This window comes from Mesorhizobium mediterraneum, assembly GCF_002284565.1.
In the GTDB taxonomy this organism is placed as follows: Bacteria; Pseudomonadota; Alphaproteobacteria; order Rhizobiales; family Rhizobiaceae; genus Mesorhizobium; species Mesorhizobium mediterraneum.
This window is the reverse complement of sequence record NZ_NPKI01000021.1, coordinates 37,747-61,792: the sequence shown is the minus strand read 5'-3', so window position 1 is coordinate 61,792 and position 24,046 is coordinate 37,747. Positions and strand designations below refer to the sequence as shown.

Below are 24,046 nucleotides of genomic sequence, written 5' to 3'. Positions count from 1 at the left end.
CTTCTACGCTGGATAACCTCCCATGTCAAGCGCTTTTACGTCCACAAATTGGAGACAACACGCACAAAATTTAGAGTAAAGCTTTCTCTTACGCCTCTATCCTTTTTATTCCTTCATGGAGATCTAGACATGTACATCAAGAATCGTCTTCTCGGCTTAACTGCTCTGATCGCCGCCTCCGTCGTTCGAGCAGCTGGCGCCGAGCGGGAACCGGCCGAGTACATCAAGATCTGCGACGTCCTCGGCTCGGGGTATTTCTATATTCCCAACACCGACACCTGCCTGCGCATCGGCGGCTATGTCCGTTATGATATCGGCCTGGGTGATGTCCGATCCTATGACAGCGCAAGAACCTCGGATGTGAGAACTGGCGAGGACCAAGGCACTTGGCGAAACAACACACGCTTCACGTTCAAAACTTGGAGCGGCCAGCAGACCGAGCTCGGCGCGTTGACGACCTATACCGAAACCCACGTGAATTTTGGCAATAGCGCTAACTCGCGTGACAGTCCTCAGAACTATGATTTCAACAGCGGCCTCGCACTGGCTTCTGCCTGGGTCGAGCTGGGGGGCCTGCGAGTTGGCAAGGACGGGTCGGCCTTCGATACGTTTGTAAGCTACGCTGGCAACGTTCTCGATAGTATGCTCGTTCGGTCGGCCGGCTTCGACACCAATGTGGCTCAGTCCTACTTCGACGCCGGCAACGGCATTTCGACCGTGATTTCGCTCGAACAAGGATCGGGCTCAGCCGGTACTATCGACAGCTATATTCCGCACGTTGTCGCCGGCTTGAAATACACGCAAGGCTGGGGCTCGATCACCGGCGTCGCGGCTTATGACAGCAACTACGAAGCTTTGGCCGGCAAGATCCGTGTCGACGTCGCTGTCACAAACCAGCTGTCGCTGTTTGGACTGTTCGGCTACGGTTCCAATGGCAGTCTCAACGAGGACTCAAACGGCGCAATCGCCAATCATGGGCGCGGCTCGTACAAAATCTGGAACGGCCAGTGGGCTTTCTGGGCGGGCGCCACCTACGAGTTTGACGAGAAAACTTCGTTCAACCTTCAGGTCTCGGGTGATCAGCTCAAGGACTCTGGTGTGGCTGCAAACGTCGTCTATATGGTCGTTCCTGGCCTCACGGTCACAGCCGAGGTCGATTACGACCACTACGGCAACTTTGGCGTCGGCCCTGCCGACCCTACGACCGTCAAGGGCACGAGCAAGCCGAACAGCGTCGGCGGCATTCTCCGCCTCCAACGCTCATTTTGAAATCTCTCCAGCCGCGAGCATCTCTGGCAAAGGCACTTGCCTCGACAACGCACGTATGGAGAGCTTCTTTCGCCATCCTTGAAGTCTGCATCGACCGTCCACGGCCCATCGTACCAACTTGAGACTGAAAGGGGTGAGCCCTGTGTAATACAGCCTAGCCCTTGACCTGCCCAATGAACCGGCCAGGGGTGGTCAGTTCAAATTCGGGGCCGTTTAGAGGGCAGTGTGAGGCCGTGTCAGGTAAGTGCCACTGCTATGTCGGGACCGCGACACGCCTGTCGCTGTGGATGGCTGGAATTGCCCTTCGCGGCGCCATTCATTCTCTTAACATTTACGTGATAATGCACGCTTAGTCCGATCCGCGTGGCAGCACCCATCCTAGGTCGCTATCGGGTGGCCTTAAACCTGAACAGCTCCATCGTCGCGGCTGCTGCCGAAGCAGGAGCAATCACAGGGACCCGCACTGGTGCTTGTCAGCCGTCTGACCCGCTACTTCGTCTTAGGAAGAGCATTGTCTTTGCCAAAAGCCGGCCAGTATTTCGAGATTGCCAGTGTGGCGCCGGCTGAAGAGAAATGACCATAGTCGAAATACATAAACTCTCCTCTGTCGGAATAGGGGCAGCGTCCTGCGCTGCACAGGAATTTCAGCGGATCGATGAATGTGGCGCCTTTGGTAAATGAGCGCACACGTTCGTTGATGCCGGGGTCCATCGCCATCGGCCAGGACGTATCGTCCAGATTTTGGCGCTTGGCGAAGAACGCAATTTTCCGGACGTCAGTTGGGAACTGCGGAGACTGGCCGATGACAAACACGCGCACGCCCAGGGCACGAAGCGTATCGATTGTTTGCTGAAGACCGTCGAAGCCTCTGACCTCATAGTCACTCCATTTACCGCTGAGGATAACCGTCTTGATGTCCGCTTCCAAGATGATGTCCAAGGCCTTGCGATTGAACCGGACACAATCAAGACGAGCGTAAGAGTAGTAAGAGAGTATCGGCGGGCAGCCGGCGTACGTATATTCCACGATGTTCGCCTGCAACCGATTTATGTTAGCACCCAGGCCGGAAACATAGTGCGCGGCGAAGGAGTCGCCCCACAAAAAAACCGTTGTTGGAAAACCGCGAGTGCGCGTGCAATCCTCCATATTCCAGCTTTCGATCCGGCTGGTGCCCTCGTTGAAACAGATGCCATTCCTCCAGTCCCCGACGGAAATGCGCCGCTGGACATAGTCCGGAAACCGTTGCGGAAAGCCGTTGCCGAGCGCCCCCGCCGCTCCGCCGGCACAAAGAACAACGATCGCGAGCGCTGAAAAGGCGAAGATAGGCCCCGGGGCGGTGAAGGTCCTCTTCTGTCGAAACGGCTGCTCTACAAACTTCCAGGAGAATGCAGCCAATGCGAGGCTTGCCACCAACATCGCACCGGTCATCAACGGATCGAGTTTTTGGAACGAAAGATAATGCGCGAACGCATTGAGCGGCCAGTGAACAAGATACAACGAATACGAGATGAGCCCAATCCAGACCAGCGGCCGGACTTCGAGCATGCGGCTGGCGACCGTCGAGGGGGAATTTTGGCCAACATAGATCAGAAGGGCCGTTCCGATGCATGGATACAAGGCGTTGTAGCCTGGGAACGGATCACTCTCCGAAATCGCGAAGAACCCGATGGCGAGAAGGCCAAATCCGGCCAACCCCACCGACTCCATCAGGAATCGGTTGCCCAACGGCGGGGGGCGTTTGAGCATGAGCAGGGCGCCCAACATGAGTTCCCAGATTCGGGTCGGCAGCAGATAGAATCCGGCGGTGGGCGCCAGCGATGTCGCCATCACCGCCACTACGAAGCTGCAGAGAATTATCGGAAGAAGTGTCGTCAGCCAGCGCTTCCCGATGTAGCGATAGATTAGGAACATCAGGATTGGGGCGAAGATGTAGTACTGCTCCTCTACGGAAAGCGACCAGGTGTGCAACAGTGGTCGAAGCGCGGCATCGATCGAGAAGTAACTTGACGTTTTCCAGAAAAAAACGTTCGACCAGAAAGTCGAGGCAGCTATGATGCTAAGACTGAATTCGCGCAGATCCGATGGCAGAAGAATGAACAATGCCGCAATGCAGGTGAGAAGCATCACAAAGACGAGAGCCGGCAGAATGCGCCGGGCACGGCGCCAGTAGAAGTTGACGATCGAAAATTGGCCGCGTTCAAGGTCATCCAAGAGGCTTCCGCTGATTAGGTAGCCGGAGATGACGAAGAAGATATCGACCCCGCTAAAGCCACCCGGGATCGCCGAAATTCCGAAATGAAAGAGTACGACCGGAAGTACAGCAACAGCCCTAAGGCCCTCGATATCGCGCCTATATTGCATCCAGCGGTTCCTTTGATTTTAGATCAGGGCGAGATTGGAGCTTTCAATCCCCGGTAGGAGTGCTGCCAAGATAAGGGACGGTATTAGCCACCTTTATCCGTCCCGAATGTTCTGTAAGTGGCAACTGGTATAGAAGCACGATCGCCATCGCCGGACTTGACGGCCTGATTGTCGAGCAGATCGCGCGGATCGTTGACCATCACGGCCAGGTTATATCCTGTCGAACAACCAAGCGGCTGTTTGAAGGATTCTTCATTGGGTAAAGCACCATATGAGGGACAGACCGGCGGACGGGCGTGATAGACAATCGCCTCAATTCGCACTGAGCCGGCGTCGTGTTGATCGAGCAATTGAATGTTGTCTGCTTCGATTGCCAACTGCCTGGCCTGATGGGCTACCCGTGCGCTGAGCTGGGGCGAACCGCTGATCAGGAGGTGGAGGGCATCGAACCGGCCGCGACTGGCCTTGTCTAGGAAAACACGCAAACGCTGCCGTTCGGAAGCGCGCAGGCTTTGCAACGTCAGGACGGTGGTCTCCTCTCGGACAAGCATTGGTGCCGATGGTTCGACATCAACTGGCGTAGTGCTGGTGCAGCCACTTACGCTTGGTGCCAGAGCGACAAAGAGGATTATAAAACGCAACATCATTGGACGACACTATTCGATGATGAAGCCGAGACCGCCCTGGGCGCTTGGCGCGCCCGCACGGATAGCAGCGCGGTCTCGCGGGGGACTTGCCACGGAATTCGTCGGAGCGCCCCCTCCGTTCAAAGCCGGTGCCGCCCGCTCGGTAGGTGCGCTCATCTGGTTTGGGTTGGAGCCTGGTCTTACAATGTAAGGCGTAACTAGAATGACCAGTTCTGACTCCTCTTTTTGAAACGAGGACGAGCGAAAAAGCGGTCCCAGGATCGGCATTTCTCCGAGCCAGGGAAAGGCCCTGACATCATTGTTGACGTTCCGCCTGATTAGACCGCCGATTGCGAAGCTCTGCCCACTGGCGAGTTCGACGACCGTATCGGCTCGGCGCGTGGAAACTGCCGGCACGGAAATTCCGTTGATTTGCACGGCACCTTGCGTCGACAGTTCACTGACTTCGGGCGTTACGTGAATGTTGATTTGATTGTTGCTGAGAACTGTCGGCACAAATTCCAGACTGACGCCGAAGTGACGGAATTCAACCGATACCTGCCTGTTTTCCTGCAGGACAGGAATGGGAAATTCGCCGCCAGCGAGAAAGCTGGCTTTTTCACCCGACATGGCGGTGAGGTTCGGCTCAGCCAGGACGGAAGCTATATGCTCCTTGGCGAGCGCGTCGAGAACCGCGCTGACGTTGACGGCACCGTTGTCGAATCCGATTTCTGCTGTACCGCCACCCTGGGTTGAACCAGACCCAGCGCTTGCACCGCTTCCGCTTAGAACGCCCACTTTGAAATTGCCGATTTGACCGAAGGCGGACAGGTTGACGCCGAGTGACTTCATGGCGCTGCGTGAGACTTCGGCTACGCGCACGCTGAGGTTAACTTGCAGGGATCCAGTGACCTTGATGTTGTTGACGACTTGCGCTCCGTCGCCCAGATATTGCTCAGTGACTCTTTTTGCGGTGTCGGCGACCTCTGCGTCGGGCGCTGTCCCGCTAAGGATTGCGCCGCGCGGCGTATAGTTGACGCGGATGGGATAGTCGCCGACCTGCTCCCGCAACATGGCGCGTAAATCCCCGATCGGTTGCGTGACAACGATACGCAATTCGGCGAGAGGCTCGCCGTTGCCATCCAAGGCGAATAGGCTGGTCCGCCCCGATTTCTTGCCAAAGACGAAGATTGTTTTGCTCGATGGTGCCTGAAAATCCGCGATCGTGGGGTCAGCAACAAAGATGGTCGTGGCTGGCGCGGGCAGATGAACGGTCTCCCCGAGCGAAGAGGAAAGGGTCAGCGTGGCGTTGATGCTATTCGAAGCCGCACGCGGCGCGCCTTTGTCCTGCTTGTTTTGCGCCGCGACACCAAGTGGGAAAGTCACAATAAGCGCACAGAGGAGATGGCCCAGGTAACGGGGCACTGCAGGTCTAGGAACCTTGATGGCGATCGCCCGCCAATTGAGCGCAGGGCAAGGATGTTGAAGGATCAGCAAAATAGATCTTCTTTCGATTCGACAAACTATGCGGATGACGCGTCAGTCAATTCTAGAATGTAACCAATGCCACGGATGGTCTTGATCCGTGGCGTTGCACCTGATCTGGTCAGATGTCCACGTAAACGATAGATTCCGACTTCAAGCGCGTTGGCAGACACGTCGTCGTTGAACGAATAGAGGTGATCTTCCAACTGCGCACGGGGCACGATGCGGCCTGCCCGGTTAAGCAGATGCTCTAGAATACAGAGTTCGCGACGTGCGATCATCATTGGGTGCCCAGCAACGAAAACCTGTCGGGCGACCGGATCGAAGTTGAGATTGCCAAATACGAGCCTCAGGTCGGTCATTTGTGTCGCCCGGCGCAGAATGGCTCTCATTCTGGCGATAAGCTCATCGGTAGAGACGGGTTTGAGCAGAAAGTCGTCCGCACCACCGTTGAAGATCGCAATTCGCTTATCGAGATCGTTGAGGCTGCTCATAATGACGGCAGGAACTGAATGCCCGTGGGTCCTCAACTGCCTCAGCCAACCCAAGCCATCGCCATCTGGCAGAGCCAATTCCAGCAGGAGAATTTCATAGCTGGCGCAAGAAAATGCACTCGAGGCCAGTTCCAGAGTACCAACGACATCAACGACGAAGCCGCCATCCCCGAGCGCAAGTCGCATGGCGCGCGCAAGATCCGCATGATGATCCACGAGCAGCGTTCGCATTTCATCTCCTATCGAAGAGGGACGGCCCATCGAACGCGTCACCGGCGGCCATCTGATCGGAGCACACGGCGCGCAACTCGTCGCAGCTCTCGGAACTGGTCCGAGTCGGAGGGACATGCAAGTCGCTCGGTGGCAATAGGCGCGGGTGAGGACCAACTGGCGGGCTCAAATACGCCGGTCGGCGAACCCACGACGCCAGCAACCCGCGTGCGATTTCTCGTTGCATCATCTCTCCTACGTGCAGCCCCTACGCTCGCAAGGCAGCGTCGCGGCTCAGAGCCCGATTCCCACAGAGGGTAGGGTTAGCTTTCGAGAAACTGATTGAACAAATCGATTATTTGGATCAAATGCATCCACGGTATGGATGCAGCGCCGCATCTTCAACGACTGCGGCGTCCTGATGGATTCTTGTGTCTGTCGTGCTCTGCTTTTTTCGCTGTCCTTCAAGGCTGGCGAGTCTGGTGGAACCTGCGCGTCATTGGCTGTGGTAGCTTGATGCTCAAAAATGGAGCGCCCCGCGGAAAGCCGCTCTCAGATTTCCAAAAAGCCTTGCTGGTCCAAAAGAGCACTTCGCGTCTCGACACCAAAATGGGCGAGGAAAACTGACGTCTGACAGGGATGTGTATGCAACAGCCGATTTGCGGCACCAGGAAACGACCGCGTTCAGGCTGGAGATCGACGACCAACGTCCTCGATTTCCGCATTCAGGCCACGACGATCGACCGCTTTCCAAGCTCTTCCTGTGCGGGCGGATGCCGGCAAACAGCAGCACAGGGTCAGGGAAACCGCGAGCGGGCCTGCTTGATCGCCATGATCACATTGCCGCTGTTGCGCGTGCGGACCGGAATGCATTCGGTCCAGCCGGTGGCAATTTCGGTCAGCACCATCGTCTGCACGAAGCTCCCCGACCAAGACGTGCCCGAATGCGCTCAACCAAGCCGGGCGGCGGATCTTTCCAATCGCCGAAGGTGCGGGCTTGCACCGAGCGGCGAACTTTCGAACTCATTCCTGCCCGGCGGCGCTGGCCGCCGCGAGCGACGATGCGGACCTCAGCCGCTCCGAAGCCTCCCACAACACGATGAGCGCCTCGCGGACATCGCTGCCGTAACAGCGGCTGCGGCTCTTGCCCGCAGACGGCCTCTGCTCACGACGGTTCATAAGACGGATCGCGCGCGCTTGCGATAATAGCCGATTACCGCCCCGAACTCATTCAGAATGCGCCGCTTGTCAACGCCGCGATAACGCTCCACGATCGCCGCTTCAGTTCCGACCGTGTCGCCATGCTGAGCCGCGCCATACTTCCCCCGAACCGGAATGGCACGACCTGTCCAATGCGGCTCGTTGCCTTCCTTAATTCGCTGACCGGAAAGGTACCGGAAGTCGTCTAACGCATCTTACCCGCTGAAACGGCGGCAACACCTCGACCTCAATCGCAGATCTTAGGAAATAGACGATCGCGTGGGGGCCTGTGAGCATCCGTTCACCGGATTTCCGTCATCGGCTGAGGCGAATTGCCACCATCGACCGTTATCGGATGGGCCGCGATACGTCGCCGTATCATGATTAGGGGGCGCACCTAGCGGAGCCATAGCTCTCCACCCAGCCATGTTCCCCTCGTTGGAAGATGTCCGGCGGACCAGAGGGGCGCTGTCCCGTCAGCTTTTCCTGAAGAGCGGCCAAGGCGATCCCTACCAATCCATCACCACCTTCCCCGAATTGCCGCTCTTCATCGCCTCGAAACCGTCGAGGTAGTCATCGACCCCGATGCGGTGTGTGATCAGGCCCGACACGTCGAGAGGACCCTGCACCAGCGCGATCATCTTGTACCAGGTTTCGAACATCTCGCGGCCGTAGATGCCTTTGAGATGCAGCATCTTGAAGATGACCTTGTTCCAGTCGATCTCGAAGCCGGTCGGCGCGATGCCCAGAATGGCGATCTTGCCGCCATTGTTCATGGTGTCGATCATGTCGCGGAAAGCGGGGGCGGCGCCCGACATTTCGAGCCCGACGTCGAACCCCTCGGTCATGCCGAGCACCGGCATGACGTCGCGCAGCTTTTCCTTCGAGGCGTCGACGACATGCTGGACGCCGAGTTTCTTGGCTAGCGCCAGCCGCACCGGGTTGATGTCAGTGATGACCACTTTGCGCGCACCGACGCATTGCGCGACGAGCGCGCCCATGATGCCGATCGGCCCGGCGCCAGTCACCAGCACGTCCTCGCCGACCAGATCGAAGGACAATGCGGTGTGCACGGCATTGCCCAAGGGATCGAAGATCGCGGCAATCTCATCGGGCACATCGTCGGGGATCGGCACGACATTGTGCTGCGGGATCGCCAGATACTCGCCGAACGCGCCCGGACGGTTGACGCCGACGCCGAGTGTGTTGCGGCACAGATGCCCTCGCCCGGCGCGACAGTTGCGGCAATGGCCGCAGACGATGTGGCCTTCGCCCGATACACGCTGGCCGACCTTGTATTCGGTGACCGCTGCGCCGAAATCGGCAACGGTGCCGACGAATTCATGGCCCGTCACCATCGGCACCGGCACGGTCTTCTGCGCCCACTGGTCCCAATTGTAGATGTGCACGTCGGTGCCGCAGATCGCCGTCTTCTTGATCTTGATCAGCACGTCGTTGGGGCCGATTTCCGGCACCGGCACCTCTTCCATCCAGATGCCCGGTTCGGCCTTGGCCTTCACAAGCGCCTTCATCATGTTCGACATCAGGATTTCCCTATTCCGTGATTGCGCTTCTGGCGAGATAGCCTGCACAACGGGAAGGTAGGCCACTAACTCGTTTGAACGTCCGGAATGGTCAGCCCCGCCTGCTCGGCCTCGCGGCGCAAATTCTGACGGGGCCTGGGGCCGATCTGCTGGATCACCAATCCGGCTGCCAGTGAGCCAAGGTCGCCGCAAGTCTGCAGGTCGCGGCCTTGCGTGTAGCCATGCAGGAAGCCGGCGGCATAGAGATCGCCGGCGCCCGTCGTGTCGACCAGTTCCTTGATGGCGGTCGCCTTGATCACCACGGTCTCGTCGCCGCGCACGATGACGGAGCCCTTTTCAGAGCGTGTCACGGCGGCGATCCGGCAATCCTTGCGGATCTGGGCCAGCGCCTCGTCGAACGACGATGTCTGGTAGAGCGACTTGATCTCGTGGCTGTTGGCAAAGACGATGTCGACCGTGCCCGAGCGCATCAGGTCGAGGAATTCGTCGCGGTAGCGGTCGACGCAGAACGAATCCGATAGCGTCATCGACACTTCGCGGCCTGCCGCGTGCGCCAGCTTCGCCGTCTGGCGGATTGCCTCCTTGGCGCGCGGCGGGTCCCACAGATAGCCTTCGAAATAGGTGACCTTGGCGCCAGACGCCTTGTCGGCTTCGACATCCTCAGGGCCAAGCTCGACGCAGGCGCCGAGATAGGTGTTCATCGAGCGCTCGCCGTCGGGCGTGACGAAGATCATCGAGCGCGCCGTCGGCGGCTCACCCTTGAGCGACGTGGTGTCGAAGGCGACGCCCTGCGCATGGATGTCGTGGGCGTAGATTTCGCCCAGCGCATCGTTGGAGACCTTGCCGAAGAAGGCGGCGCGGCCGCCAAAGCTGGCGACGCCGGCCGCCGTGTTGCCGGCGCTGCCGCCGGAGGCCTCGATCGCCGGGCCCATGCGGCTGTAGAGCAACTCGGCGCGTTGTGTGTCGATGAGGTTCATCGCGCCCTTGATGATGCCGTTCGTCTCGAGGAATTCCTCGTCGCACTGGGCGATGATGTCGACAATGGCATTGCCGATGCAAAGCACGTCATAATCCGGCATCAAAATCTCCGCCATAACCCGAGCCGGCTTCTTGCCACGCCGGCCGGGCGTGGTCTCGCGAGTTGAAATGGGTTGCCGCATGCGCTTGATCCAGCCGCCCTCACGCAGCTGCCGGTCCGGCTTCACGCAGCAAATCGTCAGCTTTGTCCGTCTTCTCCCAAGTGAACTCAGGCTCTTCACGCCCGAAGTGTCCGTATGTCGCCGTCTTGCGGTATATCGGCCGTAAGAGATCAAGCATCTTGATGATGCCTTTCGGTCGGAGATTGAAAACCTCGAGAACAAGGCGCTCGATCCTTTTTTCCTCGATCCTTGCGGTTCCGAAGGTATTGACCATGACAGAAACCGGACTGGCCACGCCGATCGCGTAGGCAAGCTGAACCTCGCAGACCTCCGCAAGGCCGCTGGCAACGATGTTCTTCGCGACATACCGGGCGGCATAGGCCGCCGAGCGGTCAACCTTGGATGGGTCCTTGCCCGAAAAGGCACCGCCGCCGTGACGCCCGGTCCCACCGTAGGAATCGACGATGATCTTCCGTCCTGTGAGGCCGCAGTCGCCGGCAGGCCCACCGACCACGAACCGCCCTGTTGGGTTGACCAGAAATCTGATCCCCGAAGTATCCAGGTGGGCCGGCAGGACCGGTTTTATGATCTCCTCAATGACGCCTTCGCGGACCGTGGCTTGTGAGACCGCTTCGTCATGCTGCGTTGACAGGACTATGGTATCCAGCGCCACCGGGCGGAGCCCTTCGTAGCGTACGGACACTTGAGATTTCACGTCCGGACGCAGCCAGCCAAGCTGTCCCGCTTTCCGGACCTCGGCCTGTCTTTTCGTCAAATGGTGAGCGAGTTGGATCGGCAGGGGCATCAATGTATCCGTCTCGTTGCATGCGAATCCAAACATGATGCCCTGATCCCCTGCCCCTTGCCCGAGATCCTGCCCTCGTCCTTCATCAACGCCCTGGCTTATGTCGGGCGACTGCTCGGTGAGGGCCAGAACGACGGCGCAACGTCGACCATCAAAGCCAATCGCATCATCGTCGTAGCCAATATCGAGTATCGTATCGCGGGCGACTTGGCTGTAATCGATGTGTGCATGGCTGGTGATCTCGCCAGCCACAACGACCATCCCCGTCTTCACCAACACTTCACAGGCGACGCGCGCCTTCGGATCGGTGCGCAGGACCGCATCGAGAATGGCATCGGAGATGTTGTCTGCCATCTTATCGGGGTGTCCCGCGCCGACGGATTCGGAAGAGAACACGAACTGCCTGGTCATAAAAATGCCCTCGCTTCAAGTGCTGGAGTTAGTGAGGAGTTTCTGGATTGGGGTGGCTTATCGGTCGGTGATGCCGGGAACATCGAACGCAGTGCAGAAGTCGGCAACGTCTCTTCGTACGCTCGCATGAACTTCCTGGTCATCGGGCTGGCGGCAGACCGAGTCGATGAAAGCGGCGATCTGCACCATCTCCGTTTCGCGCATGCCCATGGACGTCACCGCTGGTGTCCCTAAGCGGATGCCGCTTGTCAGCGCCGGATGCCGTCGGTCGCCCGGGACCATATTGAAATTCGCAATGATGCCTGCACGCGATAAGCGCTCTGCATAGGCTTTGCCTGACAGCGGCCGGTCCCGAAGATCAAGGATCAGCATGTGATTGTCAGTGCCCCCGGTGACGAGTTCATAACCTCGCTCCAGAAGCGCCTGGGCCAGAGCCTTGGCGTTGTGGACGATCTGCTGACCGTAGACACGAAAGGACGAGTTCGCTGCTTCCTGCAAAGCGACGGCAAGCGCGGCGATAGTATTCATATGCGGTCCGCCTTGCAGAAGAGGGAACACGGCGCGGTCTATACGTTTGGCCAGATTGTGTTTGCTCTTCGGATGATGGAGGGGCTGATAACGGTCTTCATTCCTTGATAAAATGAAGCCACCCCGGGGACCGCGGATCGACTTGTGAGAGGTGCTGGTGACCACATCGCAATGGGACACGGGGTTCGGATGCACTCCTGCGACAACCAGGCCGCAGATGTGGGCGATGTCAGCCACCAGATACGAGTTCACCTCCGAAGCAATTTCGGCCATTGCCGCGTAGTCAAAAATACGCGGATAAGCAGTTCCGCCGACCCAAATTAGCTTCGGGCGTTCCCCCTTGGCGGTCTCGCGCAAGTGGTCATAGTCAATTTGCTGTGTCTTTTCGTGCAGCCTGTACGGGACGCGCTGATAATCGCTGCCGGAAAAATTGACGGACCAACCGTGAGTCAGATGGCCGCCTTCGGGTAAAGGCAAGCCCATGACTTTGTCACGGGGGCTCAAAAGCGCGCGATAGACAGCCTGGTTGGCTGGCGAGCCTGAATAAGGCTGGACGTTGGCGTGTTCACTGCCAAATAGCGCTTTCAGGCGCTCGATCGCGAGGGTCTCAAGCTCATCGACGATCTCGTTTCCGGCGTAGTAGCGCGCACCGGGGTATCCCTCGGCATACTTGTTGGTGAAAATCGACCCGGTGGCTTCCAACACCGCCGAGGAGGCAAAGTTCTCAGAGGCGATCAGTTTGAGAGTTGTCCGCTCCTGGCGCTCCTGTCTTAGAAGCAGTTCGTGAACGCGGGAGTCGGCGGCGGCTAAGTGAGGCCGCCCGTAAGTGTCGGGCTGCGCGATGGCGCCGCCGGCGGAGTTATCCATGGTAGTCGCGCTCCATTTGGACTGATCTATTTCACGATCAAGCAGGCGGTCCCTTCAACCGCGCGTCTTGTATTGCTTCTAGGCGTTGTAGGTCTCTTTTATGGTGGCCATCATCGTGGGGCAGGAGATCGACCACCAATTGAGCCAGCCCGCCATCCTTGCCTCCTGCTTGCATATGGTACGAAGACTGCGGACGTTGTTCGTTGCAGCAAAGAAAGTTGGCTCTGACCAGCCGCCGGACGTGGCGTCGAACCTGCTCGCGAGGCAGACTGGTAATATCGGCCAGCTCGCCGACGGTTAGATCCGCATGCGCGCAAAGGCCCAGGATTCGAAGACGATCAAGATGCGCTGCCGTCCTTAGGCGATTTACCAGTGTCAACATTGGTTGGCATCAACCCGGACGGGATGCAGCAAGCCGCTAGCCCTTCTATCCCCATCAATCCGCATGAGACCTCTCTCGTCATTTGCTGTAAATCCGCTGGTATGGATGCTAATGGAAGATGGATCACAGTCCTTTCTACGACTAAGACGCCAGATATTGTGGCGAATGTACCACCTGACAGGAGACTACGCTCACGAACATTATGTGAATTTTTTTTAACGTTGCTGAGAATCAAGAATGAGGTTTGGCGAATGTCTCGCCGTCGACTGCCGAATCCTGCCCGACGGGATTATGGGGTGCGTAGCCTACTTGTCCTTTCCACATGACCAGCGACGATGGGGCGAAGGCGGCAGACATAGCTCTGGAGCATGCTGCGGTGTCTTTGGCCTGAAGCCGAGGAAGGCGGACCGTGGCTTCCGCGCCGCTGCCGGGAGCCCGCGAACAGGCCAAGTGGATCAGCCGGGTGTTGCCGTCATAGAGCGTGAGACGCAAAGCTGGCCAGCCGCGCCCTGAGGCTGACGCACCGCTCAGCGTCCACCTTGCTCTCGAAGCCCATCGGCATAGCGCCGATAACGACTTGACCGCGTGCGTGTCGACGAGCGATCGGTGAGCGCAAGGATCGAGGGTGCAGTGCAGGATAATGCTGTTTTAAATCAGCGCTGTTTTCAGCCGACTGCCTTGAGCGTGGGCACAAGGATATAGGCCCAAGGCAGGAGATCATCGTCTGGCTGTTCGGGAGGCCGCCCTGGGCGCGCGACAGCCGTTCCTTCGGCTGCGCCGCTCCGCCACCATCCGCGCCGTGCCTTCCGGAGACCATTCCCGCTGCCGGCCGGCGCCCGTGAAAACCTCGACCCGGCGCACCGGCTCGAGATGGCTGGGCTCAGCGTAACTCTGAAGTCGTCATATACCGAAGCCTTCACAGACTTCGGACATCCCCCTCACAGTCCGATCCAGATGGCGTCAGGAACACCGCTTGCGTTGATGCGGATGAACCCCTGCTTGTGCCACAATGACCCTTATGTCAGCGCGCGAGCCAAAGCTTCCGCGCAAGGCGACGGCTAGGATAAGGCAATGCCGACGAAGGGCACATTGCTTGCCACACTCTGGAATGATGGCATGCTCGGCAGGCCTAGGTTTTGCTCAGGGCCGCCTGCAAGGCGCGCTTTGAGGTTATTCACATAGCCTTCTGCGTAGTCCTGCGCCGTCGAGACCGAAAGATCAATGCCTGCCGCCAAGGCCTCTTCCATCAGGTGCTTTACGAGCCCATTTCGAATGGCCAGCTTGACCTCGGGGCCTGCGATAAGGCCGATCGCCTGCGCGGCCATATTGAGGCCAGCTTCCTCCAGCGCTCGCTTCATATCGCCTCCGTTAATGGCCGTACGCAGGAGATTGGCTGCTTGCGACTCAGCCTCGAGAACCATCGAGGCAAGATCGGCTACTTGTCCGAGGCCCGGAATGAAGCTGAGCAGTCCCACCGCCGTTGCCGCCAAGTCGAGCACTTTCGTCTCGATTTTGAGCACGGAGTCGACGACGTGCATGACGGCCCCGCCGTTCTTTTTGGCTGACTTAATGTCAGGCTGGTCCATCAGGCCCATCTTCATGTCCGCGACGGCATTCTGCTCTTCTGCGGTTTGGGCGCCGTGGGTGATTGGCTGCTGAACGTTGCGGTTCGCAGACGACATGTTTGTGCAAAAATGGGCAAAGTCTTTTTTGCTGATATTGCCGGAATCAACCGTATGCCCGCCGCCAAAGTCGAAGAATTTATGATGGGTCTTATAGCCCGTGATCGAATTGTTCAGGAGGCCAAACAAAAGAGGATCTGAAAGGAGCTGAGAGGCTGCTTCCCGCACTTTCGGATCAAGGCTCTTGTCGTCTTTCATTTTCGCCAGTTTGTCGCGAGTCAGAACACCGCTTCCAAAGAACGTGTCCTGATGGTCCTTGATCATCTCGACCGTATTCAGCTCAGTTTGCGTGAGGCTCATCGACGATGAGGCGACTTGCAGGAAATCCTCTTTGTGCATCTTCCCTTTCGAGCCACCGCACAACTGGTTCCAAGCATCGGGGTGATCGAGGAAATATTGCGCCGCCGCAATGACCTGGGGCGGAAATTTGCCGTTTTTCGATTCGCCGCCGACCATTTTCTTGAACTCATCCAGACTCAGGTCCTTGGACAGATTTTCGGAGTACCGGTAAAACTCCCGCAAGGCATCGCTCAAAGTCATGACCGAAGGCTGCAAACCTCCGCTGCCGTCGGATGGTATGTAGTTCTGCTCGTAGCTTTGCGCTTGGGCTTCCTGAAATGCAGCAACTTGTGGGTGGTGGTTTGAAAATCCGGCCAAGTCCTTGGCGTTGATCTTGCCTCCACAGCGGCCGTCGCCCTGCGAGCCAATCGCATAAAAAAGTCCCGAATCCTGCTGCAGTCCCTGGATCGCCGCTTTCAGATCCGGTGGCGTAGAGGGATCATTGGCTTTGTCGGTCAACGACTTCCAAGTAAGCGGGCATTGGTCCTTGTGACGGTTGAGTACCGCAACAATCTGCAACTCAGCCGTGGTCAGCGACCCACCGTTCCACGTGATTCCGGGGCTCGGCCTGGGAGCCGGCTCGATCTTCGGGGTGACGCGGAGCAGATGTTGGGCTTCAGTCGCCTTGGAGCGTTGCGATTGGTCCTCCTTGAGAGCCGCCCTCATATTTGGCGGCAGCAGATCCAGTGGGTGTTGCTCCAAGCCCTTCAATGTCAATTCGACATCCGGTGCCAGATGGCCCAAAGGGTCCTGCCGCAAGTTATCCATTGTCGAATCAAGATTCGACGCTGGCAGATCCCCTTGCGCGAAAGAGCCGGGCTTGTCTGCCAGCACACAAGTGGACAGCATCGCTTCGAAGCACGATGCACTTTGCTGATGCTGGGTCGCAAAATGGGAAACTTTCAGGCCCGGCCAACCCCTTGCGGACTGTAGCGAATTTGAGCGGTAGAAAGTTGAAAGATTGCTGGCCGACATTATGCATCCTCAGACGTGACGTTGAAATCCCCACAAGAGACCCCGACAGAAGATCCCTTGCGTTTCACAAAATTCGACAATTCCAAGCGTCGGCAGGTCACGAATGCGCCTGCCCTGCCTTCAATTGCTGTGTTCCGGGCCGGCTCCAAGGTTCGGTCCAACACAATGGCCGGAGTCACCGCGAGAGCTGCCGGGACTCATCATGAGCGGATTAGCTTTCGAGAAACTGACGAGTTTGCGAAGAGTTCACAAAGGGGTAGCCGCAGTCATGTTCTTCAGAGCTGCGGGAAATCCTCAATGTTCATTTCTTGCCCAGCTCAGGCTTCCCGCCAACGCTATCCTGTTGTGGAATGTCAGAAGAATAAGAAGCATCCGGTCGTCCGTCGCGAACGACCGTAGTGGAGGAGCCACGAAACAAGATCAGCACTGATTCCTTTGGCGTGGCCGCTATGTGAGTCTGCGCCTGCGCCTCCGCCACCAAGCCGTTAAAGGTCTGCTCCACGAGTGCGACGAAGCGCGGTGGACCGGAAACGAAGACGAGGCCATTGCCTGGCACGGGTTTGACCACATAGCGCTCGTCAGAGATATCAAGCTTGTCGAGAGCCCCCTTGAACGCATCGAAGCGAATCGACGTCATCAAAAGCATTCGAGTTTGCGATTCTTGTGCAGCAGACACATAGAGTACAAGGCCGTCATAGTACCATTGGAGACCGTAAAGGTTCGTCAAGCGGTCGAGGAACGCGCGCGGTGGCAAATCAGGCATACGTCCGCGAATTCGCCCCTTCACCGCAGGACTGATGTTGACCCTGATATTCAGGTTGTTGCCGAATTCCTGCAACGCTGCAGCGAGTTCCTGATCCAGAACCGTGTATCTATAGGGTGTCGCCGGAAGGGACAGCGGGACTGCGTGCGCCGGTTGAATCCCGGTGGACAGAAAAAACCCGGCACAAAGAAGTCTCAAAACATGCAGGGTGACGGGTTGGATAAGCGTTCTCGGCATGTCGCACTGATAAACCAAACGCTGAAATCATCACAAGTGACTAAATTGCCGAAGAGATTTTAGATTGTCGAAATGACGCCGCCGTTAGTCAGCTTGTTGTCAGCTTGCCCCCCTAGGAGTGTTGCGCCGACACCGGGTGATGAATGGGCGGGGCTCGCCCGGTCAGAGAGAGCAACCGAGTCCTTACATGATGATGCCTGTCACGTCGATCTCTGCCACTCTAACGGCTGGCCTCCCCAGGGTCGGATCACCGTCGATTGTCGAGCAGGCCCAGTTTGAGCGCGCCTTAGGGCATGCAGCCGACTCGCTGAAAAACGATGCCGCCGCGGGGCCAGCGAGTGCGGCGCCAGTTGCTGCGGCGATGGATGTTCAGCGCGCGGCTGCGCCGACGAGCGGCATGGGCGATCGCGTGTTGCAGACGATTTCCTCCCTATATCCACACAATACTGTTTCCTTCCCCGCGCTCGACCATGACATAGCCCTTTCGAAGGGCGCTCTACCGGGACCGGCGCAGAAGCTTCCCGTCCCAGGTGAGGCGGGAACCGGAATCTCGGGCATTCCTCAACAAGGGCAAGACTTCGAAATGATGATGGCTGGTCTTCGGGATGTTTACAACGGCGTCACCCAGGTGGCACTTATCTCCAAAGGCGTCAGCGGCGTCACATCATCCGTGAATAAACTTTTGAAGGAAGGCTGAACCGCGCGCATGATTGGCTTGGCCGAGGGCGAAATCATGCGTGGCCTGTCAGGGTGGCGGTCGGTTAGACTTGTCATGCTGCCAGTTCTCGTCGCCCTCACTGCTTGCAAAGCCGACCTCTACACGCAATTGCAAGAGCGTGAGGCAAATGAAATGCTCGCACTTCTTGAAGACAACGGGGTCGCCGCGATCCGGGTGGTCGCCAAGGATGGAACCAGCACGATCCAGGTTGACGAAAAGCTGCTCGCCTTCTCAATCAACCTTCTGAACGCCAAGGGGTTGCCGCGCCAATCCTTCAAGAACCTCGGTGAGATATTCCAAGGATCAGGCCTGATTGCCTCGCCGACCGAGGAGCGTGCCCGTTACGTGTATGCCCTGAGCGAAGAGTTGTCGCGGACGATCAGCGATATCGATGGCGTTTTTTCTGTACGTGTTCACGTCGTGCTGCCGCATAACGACCTTGTGCGAGCCGGCGCCACGCCATCCTCGGCCGCGGTGTTTATCAGGCACGACGCCAAAACAAATGTCGCGGCTCTGCTGCCAAAGATAAAGATGCTGGTAGCCGACAGCATCGAAGGCTTGTCCTACGATAAGGTGGAAGTGGTTTTGGTGCCGGTAGAACGGTCCGCACACGAGCAACGGCCCGATCCGACTGCTGTTTTGCCACAAGCATCAACACCTCTTCCTGCGCCAATTCTGGCGACCGTGACAGGGTTTGCCGCAGCCGTATTCGCAGTGGCCTGTTATCTCTTGGGCAGCGTTGCTACGCGTCGGCGCAAGCAATCAACCGGCGTTTCCAAGGTCGAGGGGCGCCGGGATGCTTCTGCTGTCGAGGCCATTCGCAAAAGAATGCCTGCAATTGGACGTGGGTGACATCTCATTGCCAATGCCTATACAGACCGCCCGACCTGATGGTCCGCACCAATTGCGTTTTCCGGGCGCGAGCGAGCTTGCGGCTTCGGCCCATCCGACCCGTCTAGCGGCGCGTCTTGATCCAGCGTTATCGGCAGAAACGTTAGTGAAGTTGCAGAAGTGTTCCAGACTGCATCCAAGGCTGGCAGAATTGCTGGGCAACTATGACGTGGATCTGAACCACATCGGCTGCAGGCCGGACCTTCTACGCGGGCACGATCCATATCGAGCTGCCCTTCTTGCTGGTAGTATCTGGCATGCCCGTTCGCTGGTCGCGTTTGTCTCTCAGCCTGAGCTTGCCATCCTTGTTAAACGCATCGGCGTGGATGCACACGCATTCGGAATCCGACACCTGCTGCATGCCGTTGAGAACAGACTGATCGCGGACCCAGAAAAACTCGCTCAGCAAATCGAATACGATGGACATGCATGTCTTGGGGCTTGGCTCCAGGACAGTTCAGCGACCGAGCGTAACCGCGTGCTTCTTCGGTTGCCCGAGGGGACTGCCGCGGAGACTCCAGCACCTGAGCATTGGACCGCCGCCGGCCAATTGCTTTCACTTGTACTAGCTCATTTTGAGACAGAGACCCCGGTGAAATGACAGCCGAACTTTCCGAGGGGCCAATAGCGCCGCAGATGCGTCCAATCGGACCACTGATACCCGCGAGCGAGCTCGAAACCTGGCACAGCGCCGCGCAAGCGCTTGCCGCGGCAGAACGGCATCGGCAGCGCGTTCGAAACTGGGCACGCGCCGTTTACCAGCGGGCGTGGGTGCGCGGCCACATGGAGGGCTCGAATGCAGGCACCGAGGAGATGGCAGGGCTGATTGCGGAGACAATCTCCGAAATCGCGCGACGAAAGGCGGCTCTGGAGCAGGAATTGCCGCAGCTCGTGATGGAAATATTGAGCGATCTTATCGGCGCTTTCGATCCGGGCGAGCTACTGGTGAGGGCTGTTCGTCACGCCATAGAGTGTCAATACAGCGGCGCCGAAGTTTGCCTTCATGTTTCTCCCATGCAAGTCGACATGCTTGCACGAGAGTTTGCTCGATGCGACGGCCAGGATGGTCGACCAAGGGTGCGGATCGAGCCCGACCCGACGTTGTCGCCGCAACGGTGCGTGCTGTGGAGCGAGTACGGCAATGTCGACCTGGGACTTGACGCCCAGATGCGCGCGCTGCGCCTTGGTTTCGGGACGCTATGTGAAAAAGGCGAGCTATGAGAAAGCCCGTCCCAGAACATAACGCTGACGCCGACACTCGAGCTCTCGTTCCAGCAATCTCGTCTTTGAGGGCTGCGGCCAAGCGAATTGACACGCGTGCGGTGCGCGGTCGGATCACGCGGGCTATCGGCACACTGGTTCATGCCGTCTTGCCAGATACTCGTATTGGGGAACTTTGCCTCCTAGAGGACCCGCGAACCGGGCTGTCGCTCGAGGCCGAGGTGATCGGCCTGTCGGGTGATGGTGTATTGCTGACACCGATCGGGGACTTGGTGGGCCTATCCAGCCGCGCAGAGGTCGTGGCCACTGGCCGAATGCGTGAGGTGCCCGTCGGCGGCGATTTGCTCGGTCGCGTGATCGACAGTCGTTGCCGCCCATTGGACGGCAAAGGCGAAATCAAGACCGTCGAAACTCGGCCCCTGCATGGCAGAGCCCCCAATCCGATGACGAGGCGCATGATTGAGCGGCCATTCCCGCTTGGGGTCCGTGTCCTCGATGGTCTGCTGACGTGCGGCGAGGGCCAGCGGATCGGGATTTATGGCGAGCCAGGTGGTGGCAAGTCGACGCTGTTGTCACAGATCGTAAAGGGTGCCGCCGCTGACGTCGTCATAGTGGCGCTCATAGGCGAACGTGGACGGGAAGTTCGTGAATTCATCGAAAGGAATCTTGGTGAAGAGGGCCTTCTCCGTACGGTCGTCGTGGTTGAAACCTCCGACCGCTCGGCGGTGGAGCGTGCGCAATGCGCTCCAATGGCGACTGCGCTCGCGGAATATTTTCGCGATCAGGGCCTACGCGTTGCTCTCATGCTGGATTCGCTGACGCGCTTCTGCCGCGCTATGCGCGAAATAGGCCTTGCTGCGGGTGAGCCGCCGACGCGACGGGGCTTTCCTCCTTCCGTTTTTGGCATGCTGCCAGGCCTGCTCGAGCGCGCCGGCATGGGTGAGCGGGGCTCAATCACGGCCTTCTATACGGTGCTTGTAGAGGGTGATGGCACGGGTGATCCAATCGCCGAGGAATCGCGTGGTATTCTCGATGGCCATGTCATCCTCTCACGCGCTATTGCGGCGCGATCGCATTTCCCCGCTATTGATGTGCTGCAGAGTCGCAGCCGCGTCATGGATGCAGTCGTTTCGGGGACACATCGCAAGGCAGCATCCATTTTCCGCGAGCTCCTATCGCGCTATGCCGAGACCGAGTTCTTGATCAATGTTGGCGAATACAAGCCAGGTGGAGATCCCCTGACTGACCGGGCCGTCGCGTCAATCGACGAACTGAGGGAGTTTCTGCGCCAGAGCGAAGATGACGCGTCAGATTTCGAGGAGACGGTCGCATGGATGTCGCGTCTGACCGCGTGAACTGGGTTCAGTCTTCGAGGTTACGGCTTCTGAAGGAAATGCAAGAGCGTCGTGCCCTTGGCGAGCTGTCCAAGAAGGAAGCCCAGCGCGATGTGGCCGCCTCAGCCGTACAAAATGCCTCTAGGGAGCTTGCAATGATACAGCAACATTGTTCAAGAAAAGAAGCAGCGCTCTATCAGCATCTGATGTCACTCGACAACTTGTCTAGCGCAGCGCTCGACCGTCACCGCCTTCACACTGAACAGCTTGCCGCTGAGATCAATTCCAGACGGCAGATGCTTGATGATACCCAAATCGCTCAAGAGGAGGCTGAGATGGCGGCGTCCAGGACGAGGGAGCTATGGGTCATATGTTCGGCGGCAAGGGACAAATGGCAACAAATCGAGGACGACGTGCGGCGCGCCGTCGAGACTCATTCGGAGGCCGCAGCCGAGATCGAGGCCGACGATGAGATACTGCTGAAATATGCGAGGGGGTCGCTTGCCTAAATGCCGCGCAACCGGATCCGACGGTCGCAAGAGGTCGTCCGAATGACACGACCGTGCAGTCTTTGATAGGCGCTGCGGTCACACCCGCCATGTTCGAACCAGTTCTGAAACTGTCCCGCACGGTTGTCTCGTGGCTCAATGATACAGGAGCGCCGCGCACGCCGTTTCAAAGCCGGATCAACGAGGTGCCGCTATCGGTGCGAACGGCAGGGCTTGTCTGGCAGCAGGAACCTGCTGCCATTCCGATGCTTGACTGCGTCTGGAGAGTGGGAGCCGAAACGGTCATCTTGTCACTGTCGCGCCCGCTCGTAGAGGAGTTCATCACGACAGTGCAGAACGGCTTGGCCTTCCCTTCCGAGCCAACTGCTTCGCTAATTCTCGAACTCGCTCTGGAGCCGCTTGTCACTCGACTGGAGGAGACGACGCGTCTGAACGTGCAACTCGTGCGGGTATGCGAAGCCACGATGCTGGCTCCTCATCTTGAACTCGACATCATTTTCGGCGCGGTCAAGGGCAAGGGCCGTCTATTCCTGTTCACGCCTCTTGACGGCTTAGTACCGCCTGCGTTTCGCGCGCTAGGCGAACTGCTTGCCCAGTTGCCGCGGCAGCTGGGCGGGCTGCCTCCAGAGCTCCCGCTCATTGTTGCAGGAGAGGTCGGCACGCTTCGCCTTCCTGCGGCGCTTCTTCGAAGCGCATGTGTCGGTGATGCATTGTTGCCCGATATTGCGCCGTTCGGCCGCGGCCAGATCACCCTAGCTGTCGGCCAGTTGTGCGCCGAGGCGGATCTTGACGGCGATGAATTAATCTTGCGGGGGCCTTTCCGCCCGCGACCGTGTCCTTTGGAGAGTGCGCATATGACACAACCCGGATCGCAACTGGAGCTTACTAAGGATCTCGACGATGTCGAGATCGTGCTTGTCTTTGAATGCGGCCGCTGGCCTTTTTCTCTTGGGGAATTAAGAAGTGCCGGCGAAGGGCATATTTTTGAACTTGGATGGCCGATCGACGGCCCGGTCGACATAGTGGCCAATGGTCAGCGTATCGGGCGTGGCGACATTGTCCGCATCGGAGAAGAGCTGGGCATCAGGCTGCGTGGCGGGTTTGCATGCAATGAGTGAAGCTCAGCCGACAATCCTGGCGCTTCTTGCGGTTACCGCCGGACTCGGTCTGCTGGTTTTAGCAGTTGCCACGACAACGGCCTTTGTAAAGGTATCAATTGTTCTTTTCCTCGTCCGCAATGCGCTCGGGACCCAGACCATACCACCCAATGTGGTGCTGTACGCCGCGGCGATGATCCTCACTATGTTCGTTAGTGCGCCCGTTGCTGAGCAGACCTATGACCGCATGTCGGATCCCAAGCTCCACTATCAGACATTCGACGACTGGGTAAGCGCCGCTAAAGCCGGAAGTGAGCCCTTGCGCGAGCATCTCAAGAAATTCACAAATGAAGAGCAGCGGCGATTTTTCCTATCTTCGACAGAAAAGGTCTGGCCAGAGGAAATGCACGCTGCAGCCACACCTGATGACTTTGCAATACTTGTACCATCTTTCTTGCTATCAGAATTGAAGCGCGGATTTGAGATGGGATTTCTACTTTATCTGCCTTTTATTGTTATAGATCTGATAGTGACAACTATCTTGATGGCAATGGGTATGTCGATGGTCTCACCAACTGTTATATCTGTCCCGTTCAAGATCTTTTTGTTTGTTGCCATTGATGGTTGGTCAAAATTGATGCATGGGCTTGTGCTGAGTTATACGTTACCGGGAGGCTGATCATCACTGAATCCAGCATCATTACTCTTATGAGCCAATCACTGGTGGTTTTCATGATCTGGATTCTACCGCCGCTCATTGCATCAGTGGTTGTCGGCCTCGTTATCGGCATCCTCCAGGCGGCGACGCAGATCCAGGATGAAAGCTTGCCGCTCACCGTGAAGCTTCTGGTCGTTGTCGCGGTGATTGGGCTGTTTGCTCCTGTGCTAAGCGCCCCGCTCATAGAGCTAGCCGATCAGATCTTCACCGAGTTTCCCGCAATGACACTTAGCTACTAGTC

22 protein-coding genes are annotated in these 24,046 nt (G+C 58.0%); 11 read left to right on the top strand and 11 right to left on the bottom strand.

Going from position 1 to position 24,046, the window contains the following annotated elements; translation table 11 throughout:
* Nucleotides 1-129: 129 nt before the first annotated feature.
* Nucleotides 130-1,269: a porin gene (locus tag CIT25_RS19000; protein WP_095486066.1), complete on the top strand. Its 1,140-nt coding sequence runs from the start codon at nucleotides 130-132 to the stop codon at nucleotides 1,267-1,269.
* Nucleotides 1,270-1,758: 489 nt separating this feature from the next.
* On the opposite strand, the gene CIT25_RS18995 is transcribed toward CIT25_RS19000, so the two are convergent.
* The 4 genes from CIT25_RS18995 to CIT25_RS18980 all read right to left on the bottom strand — a co-directional run bounded on the left by CIT25_RS18995 (nucleotide 1,759) and on the right by CIT25_RS18980 (nucleotide 6,466).
* A complete protein-coding gene (locus CIT25_RS18995) occupies nucleotides 1,759-3,630 on the bottom strand; it encodes an acyltransferase family protein (protein ID WP_095486065.1) in 1,872 nt (623 codons plus the stop codon).
* A gap of 83 nt (nucleotides 3,631-3,713) precedes the next feature.
* Complete coding sequence (locus CIT25_RS18990) at nucleotides 3,714-4,277, bottom strand: CpaD family pilus assembly lipoprotein (RefSeq protein WP_095486064.1); 564 nt, start codon at nucleotides 4,275-4,277, stop codon at nucleotides 3,714-3,716.
* 9 nt (nucleotides 4,278-4,286) lie between these two features.
* Nucleotides 4,287-5,708 (bottom strand): type II and III secretion system protein family protein, encoded by a 1,422-nt coding sequence (locus tag CIT25_RS18985; protein ID WP_245329905.1) that lies wholly within the window; start codon nucleotides 5,706-5,708, stop codon nucleotides 4,287-4,289.
* A gap of 71 nt (nucleotides 5,709-5,779) precedes the next feature.
* The gene (locus tag CIT25_RS18980) at nucleotides 5,780-6,466 is read right to left on the bottom strand and encodes a response regulator (protein ID WP_095486062.1); all 687 of its coding nucleotides are present in this window, start codon (nucleotides 6,464-6,466) and stop codon (nucleotides 5,780-5,782) included.
* 321 nt (nucleotides 6,467-6,787) lie between these two features.
* On the opposite strand from CIT25_RS18980, the gene CIT25_RS36340 reads away from it, so the two are divergent.
* Nucleotides 6,788-7,072 carry a hypothetical protein gene (locus CIT25_RS36340; RefSeq protein WP_126105043.1) on the top strand — a complete coding sequence of 95 codons (285 nt, stop codon included), beginning with the start codon at nucleotides 6,788-6,790 and terminating at the stop codon, nucleotides 7,070-7,072.
* 1,082 nt (nucleotides 7,073-8,154) lie between these two features.
* Here the strand turns inward: CIT25_RS36340 and tdh are convergent.
* From tdh to CIT25_RS18940, 7 genes are all read right to left on the bottom strand, one after another.
* A complete protein-coding gene (gene tdh, locus CIT25_RS18970; RefSeq protein ID WP_095486061.1) occupies nucleotides 8,155-9,189 on the bottom strand; it encodes an L-threonine 3-dehydrogenase in 1,035 nt (344 codons plus the stop codon).
* A gap of 65 nt (nucleotides 9,190-9,254) precedes the next feature.
* A complete protein-coding gene (locus tag CIT25_RS18965) occupies nucleotides 9,255-10,268 on the bottom strand; it encodes an adenosine kinase (RefSeq protein ID WP_095486081.1) in 1,014 nt (337 codons plus the stop codon).
* 100 nt (nucleotides 10,269-10,368) lie between these two features.
* On the bottom strand, nucleotides 10,369-11,544 hold the full coding sequence (metK, locus tag CIT25_RS18960) for a methionine adenosyltransferase (RefSeq protein WP_063169265.1): 1,176 nt from the start codon (nucleotides 11,542-11,544) through the stop codon (nucleotides 10,369-10,371).
* Between the two features lie 57 nt (nucleotides 11,545-11,601).
* Complete coding sequence (locus tag CIT25_RS18955; protein WP_095486060.1) at nucleotides 11,602-12,939, bottom strand: serine hydroxymethyltransferase; 1,338 nt, start codon at nucleotides 12,937-12,939, stop codon at nucleotides 11,602-11,604.
* Nucleotides 12,940-12,976: 37 nt separating this feature from the next.
* The gene (locus CIT25_RS18950) at nucleotides 12,977-13,321 is read right to left on the bottom strand and encodes a helix-turn-helix domain-containing protein (RefSeq protein ID WP_084831489.1); all 345 of its coding nucleotides are present in this window, start codon (nucleotides 13,319-13,321) and stop codon (nucleotides 12,977-12,979) included.
* Nucleotides 13,322-14,379: 1,058 nt separating this feature from the next.
* Entirely contained in the window at nucleotides 14,380-16,317 is a 1,938-nt protein-coding gene (locus tag CIT25_RS18945; RefSeq protein ID WP_095486059.1) for an HrpF/NolX family T3SS translocon protein, read from the bottom strand.
* A 301-nt stretch (nucleotides 16,318-16,618) separates the two neighbouring features.
* On the bottom strand, nucleotides 16,619-17,317 hold the full coding sequence (locus CIT25_RS18940; protein ID WP_095486058.1) for a secretin N-terminal domain-containing protein: 699 nt from the start codon (nucleotides 17,315-17,317) through the stop codon (nucleotides 16,619-16,621).
* Between the two features lie 187 nt (nucleotides 17,318-17,504).
* Here CIT25_RS18940 and CIT25_RS18935 point away from each other — a divergent pair, with 187 nt between their 5' ends.
* The 9 genes from CIT25_RS18935 (at nucleotide 17,505) to CIT25_RS18895 (ending at nucleotide 24,044) form a co-directional block, all read left to right on the top strand.
* A complete protein-coding gene (locus CIT25_RS18935; RefSeq protein ID WP_095486057.1) occupies nucleotides 17,505-18,014 on the top strand; it encodes a nodulation protein NolB in 510 nt (169 codons plus the stop codon).
* A gap of 36 nt (nucleotides 18,015-18,050) precedes the next feature.
* Entirely contained in the window at nucleotides 18,051-18,887 is an 837-nt protein-coding gene (gene sctJ, locus CIT25_RS18930; protein WP_280953371.1) for a type III secretion system inner membrane ring lipoprotein SctJ, read from the top strand.
* A complete protein-coding gene (locus tag CIT25_RS18925) occupies nucleotides 18,832-19,527 on the top strand; it encodes a nodulation protein NolU (protein WP_268931536.1) in 696 nt (231 codons plus the stop codon). The genes sctJ and CIT25_RS18925 overlap by 56 nt, the downstream gene beginning before the upstream one ends.
* Nucleotides 19,524-20,147 (top strand): type III secretion system stator protein SctL, encoded by a 624-nt coding sequence (sctL, locus tag CIT25_RS18920; protein ID WP_091595841.1) that lies wholly within the window; start codon nucleotides 19,524-19,526, stop codon nucleotides 20,145-20,147. Before CIT25_RS18925 ends, sctL begins: the two co-directional genes overlap by 4 nt.
* Nucleotides 20,144-21,502, top strand: a complete 1,359-nt coding sequence (sctN, locus tag CIT25_RS18915; protein WP_024505372.1) for a type III secretion system ATPase SctN — start codon at nucleotides 20,144-20,146, stop codon at nucleotides 21,500-21,502. The genes sctL and sctN overlap by 4 nt, the downstream gene beginning before the upstream one ends.
* Nucleotides 21,478-21,990: a hypothetical protein gene (locus CIT25_RS18910; RefSeq protein ID WP_095486055.1), complete on the top strand. Its 513-nt coding sequence runs from the start codon at nucleotides 21,478-21,480 to the stop codon at nucleotides 21,988-21,990. Before sctN ends, CIT25_RS18910 begins: the two co-directional genes overlap by 25 nt.
* Before the next feature lie 89 nt (nucleotides 21,991-22,079).
* On the top strand, nucleotides 22,080-23,108 hold the full coding sequence (gene sctQ / locus CIT25_RS18905; RefSeq protein ID WP_095486054.1) for a type III secretion system cytoplasmic ring protein SctQ: 1,029 nt from the start codon (nucleotides 22,080-22,082) through the stop codon (nucleotides 23,106-23,108).
* Nucleotides 23,101-23,766, top strand: a complete 666-nt coding sequence (gene sctR / locus CIT25_RS18900) for a type III secretion system export apparatus subunit SctR (RefSeq protein ID WP_095486053.1) — start codon at nucleotides 23,101-23,103, stop codon at nucleotides 23,764-23,766. The genes sctQ and sctR overlap by 8 nt, the downstream gene beginning before the upstream one ends.
* 29 nt (nucleotides 23,767-23,795) lie before the next feature.
* Complete coding sequence (locus tag CIT25_RS18895) at nucleotides 23,796-24,044, top strand: EscS/YscS/HrcS family type III secretion system export apparatus protein (RefSeq protein ID WP_081714428.1); 249 nt, start codon at nucleotides 23,796-23,798, stop codon at nucleotides 24,042-24,044.
* Nucleotides 24,045-24,046 lie beyond the last annotated feature (2 nt).